Raw genomic sequence first — 5,634 nt, forward strand, 5'->3', positions numbered from 1 at the left:
GGCGAACTACAGCGTCGACCGCGACCAGGGCAAGCTGTCGCCCGCCCAGGCCGCACGCGACCTGGCGAAAGCGTCTGGCTTCTAGAGTCCGGTGAAGATCCAGCCGTCGCTGAGCGTGGCGATCGGCGTATTGACCAGCACCATCTGGTTTCCGCCGCCCATGTCGATGACCACGTCGAGGCCGACCTGGCTTACGGTGTAGGTCGTCCCCGGATCGACCATCACCTGGTCGCCCGCGGCGCGGTTGAAGTCGAGCACCCGGTCGAGCCCGGCCAGATTGAAGGTGTGGAAGATGTCCGCGCCCGACCCGCCGCTCAGCGTGTCGCCGCCGCGGTCGCCGGATATCCAGTCGTTCCCATCGCCGCCGGTCATGCTGTCGTTCTCCTGACCGCCGCGCATGATGTCGCCGCCGGCGCCGCCCTCGCAGGTGTCGTCGCCGAGATTGCCGTAGATCACGTCGGCGCCGTCGCCGCCGGACAGCAGGTCGCGATCCTTGCCGCCGACCACCCAGTCGTCGCCCGCACCGCCGTTCGCCGTGTCGTCGCCTGTATTGCCGTTGATATCGTCGAAGCCGGCGCCGCCAGTAATTCGGTCATCGCCCTCGTCGCCGCGCAGGTAGCTGGCGCCCGCGCCGCCGTCGATGACGTCCGCCCCTGCGCCGCCGCTGATCGTGTCCGCCCCATCATAGCCGTATAGCCGGTCGGCGAAGCCTGTACCGGCGATGGAGTCGGCGCCCGCCAGGATGGTGCGCAGCGCGGTCGCGTCGTCGCCAGCCCGCACCCAGGCGAGGAAGGTCGGCACGGAGACGTTGGCGTCGAGCACATCGAACACCAGCCCGCCGTTGAACGTCTCCTGGAAGCGATTGAGCGTGCCGCCCGACAAGGCGCCCGCCTGGTCGTAGGTGAACGCGCCGAAGAAGCTGTCGAGGAAGGTCCCGCCCTGCGCGCCCGGGGTGCTGAGCTGGATGAAGGTGGCTGTCGCCTGGACCACCTGACCGTAGCCCAGTGCGCCAAGATCGAGTTGGTCGAAATTTATGCCGCCCGAAGCAGCGCCGCCGAGAACCGTCGCCATAGTCCACCCCCAGAAGGATTCTGCGAGGGCGGATCAGCAAGGCCCGTGCCGGCGAGCCCCTCATTCGCTGCGAGGAAACGAAGGGGACAAGCCGGGCGATGCGGGCGGATCTGTCCTTTAACGGGACTGGGGATCACCCCGGCGGCTGTTCCGGCGGCCAAATCGGCTGAAGCGCGCCGCCCGAGAAGGCGCTGCGCAGGAAGCCCCCGACCCTAGCACGCTTCGGCGTCCAGCCGTTGGGCTGCTCGTCGGTCTTCCAGGGCCCTGGGACGTAGTCGCCGTGGCCATAGTCGTCGCCCGGTCCGATGGGAAACCAGCGCAACTTGGCGGCGGCCGGTGATCCGGGTTTCAGGCGCGGACCAAAGGCGCCCAGCGCCCGCGACGAGCTGTGCTCCCCGCGCCACAGCGCCGCCTCGACCCGGTCGCCCAGCGGGAAGGCGTCGCGCAGCACGCTGTCCTTCACCGAGCTGACCACCATGATCCGACGGACCGCGGCGACGGCGGGGGCGTAGCGCGGGTCGTCGAGGGCGTCGTCGTCCACGGCCGGGGCCGTCAACACCAGGGCGTCGGTCGGGGCCGCCCAACGCGCCTGGGCCAGCGTCTCCAGGGCCACGCGCGCGCCCATGCTGTGGGTGACGAAGGACAGGCTGGCTGCGCGCAGGGCGGGCCCGGCCAGGAACTCGGCGAATCGCTGCGCCGTCTCGTGGGCGTCGGCGAGCTCGAAGGGATAGTTGACGCCGGGCAGCCACCAGTCGCCGGGCCACAGCACCGGGATGACCAGGTCGGCGCCGGCCGCCGGCGGGCCATCCACGCCCCCGGGGACGGGCGAGGGGCCCAGGCCGAGAAGCTCCTGGGCCAGCGCCCCCAGGCCGGCGTAGCCGCGGTCGCGGTTGACGTTGAAGCCATGGATCAGGAAGCAGAGGCTCTTGCCGGAGAGTTGGGCGCGGGTCTGCTGATCGCCCACGTAGGTCGCGGCGCCCGAACGCAGTCGATCGCGCAGCGACGCCGGATCGTTCCAGTCGAACGCCGGACCGATCGCGCCGCCCAGCGACAGCATGACGCCGGGCGTCACCGCGCCGGCGCGGGAGGCGGCCAGATCGCGGAAGCTCAGGACCAGCACCGCGCTCAGACCTTCACGCCGGCGACCTGGCGCCAGGCGCGCAGGGAATCGCTCAGCGCGCTGGACAGGTCCTTGGCGATCGGCGCCAGCGGCACCGCCGCCAGTCCGATGATCAGCGCGATCATCCAGGGATAGCCCGCCGCGCCGTCGATCCCGCCCTTGGCCGCATAGTTGAAGGCCAGCGACAGTCCGACCGCGGCGACGCCGGCGGCGAAGCGGGCGATCGCCTGGTAGCGTTCCTCCGCCAGGCTGAAGGCGGCGGCGATCCTTGCGTCGACAGCCAGCGCGAAGCGGCCGGCGAGCACGGCTGCGGTCTCGGACTCGTCGGGCGTGATTGCGCCCGCCTGCTCAGCGGCGAGCGCGTGAGCCAGCGCCGTCGACATCTCGTCGCCCAGGCCCCAGGCGCGACCGATCAGCGCGGCGGCCTCCGTCTGTTCCATCAGCGGCAGCGCCAGGCGCACGCCCTGGCGCAGGGTGTCGGGCGCCTGGCCCTTCGCCCGGCCGTCCCGGTACTGCTGGATCAGGATGTCGCCGTAGTGCTCGCCATAGGTCAGGCGTAGGGCCGCCGCATACTCAGCCGCGAGCATGCGGATACGGCTGTAGCCGGCGTAGGGCAGGCCCCATCCCCTCCAGGCCAGCGCCTTGCCGAACGCCTCGATCACGCCGAACGCCGCGGTTCCCAGCGCACCCACCGCGATGATCGCGGCAAGCGCTTTCTCGATCTGCGAAATGTCCATCGGCTTGTCCCGTCCGGCCGGTTTGGCGGCAGCTTGCGGCAGGGTGCGTAGGCAAGTCGTTAACCCGCGATTTACCGTCTCTTAACCATGATCGCCCAGGCCATCCTCTTGGCTTCAGCCACAGTTCGGAGTGTTAGCCCATGAACGGCGCGGAGGTCCTGGACGTGGGACGTGACGCCATCTGGCTCACCGTCCAGCTTTCGGCGCCGGTGCTGATCGTCGGCCTGATCGTCGGCGTCGCGGTGGGCCTGTTGCAGGCGCTGACCCAGATCCAAGAGGCGACGCTGGTCTATGCGCCGAAGATCGTCGCCATCTTCCTGTCGCTGCTGCTGTTCCTGCCGATGATGGGCGCGCTGATGAGCGGCTTCATGCGCCAGATCGCCGCCCGCATCGCCGGCATGTAGCCGGGCCGATGGAATCCTTCGCCACAGCCCAGCAGGTCTATGCGGGCGGCCTGATCTTCTCCCGCGTCGGCGCGCTGGTCATGCTGCTGCCGGGGATCGGCGAGACCGTGGTGCCGGCGCGCATCCGCCTGTCGTTCGCCTTCCTGATGGCGTTGCTGCTGTTTCCGGTGGTCTCGCGCACCGTTCCGGCGCTGCCGGCCAGCGCCGGCCTGCTGGGCGCGGCGGTGATCAAGGAGGTGCTGATCGGCCTGATGATCGGGGCGATCCTGCGCATGTTCCTGTCGTCGCTGGCCGCCGCCGGCGAGATCGTCTCGCTGCAGACCACCCTGTCGTTCGCCCAGACCGCGGCGCCGGGTCAGGCTCAGCCGACCACCAGCCTGTCGGCCTTTCTGGCCATGCTGGGCCTGGTGCTGGTGATGACCACCGATCTGCATCACATGTTCCTGTCGGCGATCGTCCACTCCTACAGCCTGTTCCCGTTCAGCCGCCCGGTGCAGGTGGCCGACGCAGGCCAGCTCGCCGTCCAGACGGTCGGTCGCTCGTTCGCCTTGGGGCTTCAGCTCGCCGCTCCGGTGGTGGTGTTCTCGTTGATCTTCAACATCGCCACCGGCCTGATCGGCCGGGTGATGCCGCAGTTCCAGATCTTCTTCGTCGCCACGCCGCTGATCGTGCTGCTCGGCTTGTCGATCTTCGCGCTTAGCCTGGGGTTGCTTGGGATGGTCTGGCTCGACCGTTACCGCGAACTCCTGTCGTTCTTCGTCTAGCCCATGGCCGAAGAAAACGACGCAGCGTCGAAGACAGAAGAGTCCACTCCGCGCAAGCTCCAGCAGGCGCGCGAAAAGGGTGACGTCGCCAAGACCCCGGATCTCGCGCCGCTGGCCTCTCTGGCCGCCGCCGCCGCCGTCATGGCGCTCGCTGGCGGTCCGCTGTCGCGCAACATGGCCAGCGCCCTGCTGCCGTTCATCGCCAACCCCGGCGGCATGTCGCTGAGCGGCGGCGGCGCGGTCGAGGTGGCGCGCCAGATGATGATGGCCTCGGCCCCGATCCTGTGCGCCGTGCTGTTCGCCGCCGCCCTCGCGGGCGCCGCCGGCAACCTGGTGCAACACGGATTCCTCTACGCCCCCGACAAGCTGAAGTTCGACCTGAAGAAGGTCTCGCCGATGTCCGGCTTCAAGCGGATCTTCGGCTTGGACGGGATGGTCCAGTTCCTCAAGTCGCTGGCCAAGATCGTGCTGGTGTCGCTGATCGCCTGGTGGGTGCTGAAGCCGTTCATGCCGCAGATGCGCACCCTGGCCGCACTCGATCCGGCCGCCATGTTGCCGCTCAGCGCCGACATCCTACGCCGGTTGGTGTTCGCGGTCGTCGCGATGATGCTGGCCATCGCCGCTGGCGACTGGCTGTGGCAGCGTCAGCGATTCATGGTCCGCATGCGGATGTCCAAGGAGGAACTCAAAGAGGACTTCCGCCAGTCCGAAGGCGATCCGCACGTGCGCGCCCGCCAAAAGCAGATCCGCCGCGACCGCGCGCGTCGGCGCATGATGCAGGCGGTGCCCACCGCCACCGTGGTGGTGATGAATCCGACCCACTTCGCCGTGGCGCTGAAGTACGAGCCCTCGGAAGCGCCCGCGCCGCTTTGCGTCGCCAAGGGCGCCGACGCGGTGGCGCTGCGCATCCGTGCGGCCGCCGAAGCCGCCGGGGTGCCGGTGATCGAAGATGCGCCCCTGGCGCGCGCGCTGTTCGCCACCGTCGAGGTCGACGACGTGATCCCGCCGAAGCATTATGAGGCGGTGGCCAAGGTGATCGGCTTCGTCATGAACGGTGGACGGCGCGGTCTGCGCAGCTGAATACCTGGCCCGGCCAATCTTCAGGATTGATTAACCATATTCGATCAGTGTTTGCGCCAAGGGGTTCGCCTCGCGCTGGGCGCGGGACTGCGAGGTGTTCGCGATGCGAGCCCGCGTTCCCCTACGTCCGACCGGCCATGGAATTCCAGGTGATGAAAGTCACTTGTAAAACAACGTGCTGAACGAAATCGGATATCATCATGAATGATTCGCCGGGCGCGCCAGCCCGCCCGCAGCAGGAGTTCAGCGCAACCGTCATGGCCAAGTCGCCGATCAGCGAAGGCGCAGCCCGGTTCGATCCGGTGATGGCGGCGGCGGCGGTGTTCTTCATCCTGGCTGTCGGTTTCGCCGCCGCGCCGGCGATCAATGCGGGACCTGCGACCCTGGCCGGCCTGCTGCTGCTGATCGGGCTGGCGGGCGTCGCCTGTCTTGGCCTGTTCGCCCTGCGCGGGGCGGCC

General features: G+C 69.0%; 6 protein-coding genes and 1 pseudogene. 4 read left to right on the top strand and 3 right to left on the bottom strand.

Annotation, left to right across the window (positions count from 1 at the left end):
- Positions 1-81: 81 nt before the first annotated feature.
- The 3 genes from Q8M88_RS08790 to Q8M88_RS08800 form a co-directional block, all read right to left on the bottom strand.
- Positions 82-1,071 (bottom strand): calcium-binding protein, encoded by a 990-nt coding sequence (locus Q8M88_RS08790; RefSeq protein ID WP_305596456.1) that lies wholly within the window; start codon positions 1,069-1,071, stop codon positions 82-84.
- Between the two features lie 133 nt (positions 1,072-1,204).
- The gene (locus tag Q8M88_RS08795; protein ID WP_305596458.1) at positions 1,205-2,191 is read right to left on the bottom strand and encodes an alpha/beta hydrolase; all 987 of its coding nucleotides are present in this window, start codon (positions 2,189-2,191) and stop codon (positions 1,205-1,207) included.
- Between the two features lie 5 nt (positions 2,192-2,196).
- On the bottom strand, positions 2,197-2,928 hold the full coding sequence (locus Q8M88_RS08800) for a hypothetical protein (protein ID WP_305596460.1): 732 nt from the start codon (positions 2,926-2,928) through the stop codon (positions 2,197-2,199).
- Positions 2,929-3,068: 140 nt separating this feature from the next.
- On the opposite strand from Q8M88_RS08800, the gene fliQ reads away from it, so the two are divergent.
- The 4 genes and pseudogenes from fliQ to Q8M88_RS08820 all read left to right on the top strand — a co-directional run.
- Positions 3,069-3,332 (top strand): flagellar biosynthesis protein FliQ, encoded by a 264-nt coding sequence (fliQ, locus tag Q8M88_RS08805; protein ID WP_305596462.1) that lies wholly within the window; start codon positions 3,069-3,071, stop codon positions 3,330-3,332.
- An 8-nt stretch (positions 3,333-3,340) separates the two neighbouring features.
- Positions 3,341-4,096 (top strand): flagellar biosynthetic protein FliR, encoded by a 756-nt coding sequence (gene fliR / locus Q8M88_RS08810; RefSeq protein ID WP_305596464.1) that lies wholly within the window; start codon positions 3,341-3,343, stop codon positions 4,094-4,096.
- Between the two features lie 3 nt (positions 4,097-4,099).
- A complete protein-coding gene (flhB, locus tag Q8M88_RS08815; protein ID WP_305596466.1) occupies positions 4,100-5,176 on the top strand; it encodes a flagellar biosynthesis protein FlhB in 1,077 nt (358 codons plus the stop codon).
- Between the two features lie 200 nt (positions 5,177-5,376).
- Positions 5,377-5,634: pseudogene (locus tag Q8M88_RS08820) on the top strand (hypothetical protein); the annotation flags it as partial.

This window comes from Phenylobacterium sp., from assembly GCF_030693805.1.
In the GTDB taxonomy this organism is placed as follows: Bacteria; Pseudomonadota; Alphaproteobacteria; order Caulobacterales; family Caulobacteraceae; genus Phenylobacterium.

Bases quoted from the DNA above. Each gene is read 5' to 3' on its own strand.
- Q8M88_RS08790 (WP_305596456.1), bottom strand. From the start codon at position 1,071: ATGGCGACGGTTCTCGGCGGCGCTGCTTCGGGCGGCATAAATTTCGAC.
- Q8M88_RS08800 (WP_305596460.1), bottom strand. From the start codon at position 2,928: ATGGACATTTCGCAGATCGAGAAAGCGCTTGCCGCGATCATCGCGGTG.
- fliQ (WP_305596462.1), top strand. From the start codon at position 3,069: ATGAACGGCGCGGAGGTCCTGGACGTGGGACGTGACGCCATCTGGCTC.
- fliR (WP_305596464.1), top strand. From the start codon at position 3,341: ATGGAATCCTTCGCCACAGCCCAGCAGGTCTATGCGGGCGGCCTGATC.
- flhB (WP_305596466.1), top strand. From the start codon at position 4,100: ATGGCCGAAGAAAACGACGCAGCGTCGAAGACAGAAGAGTCCACTCCG.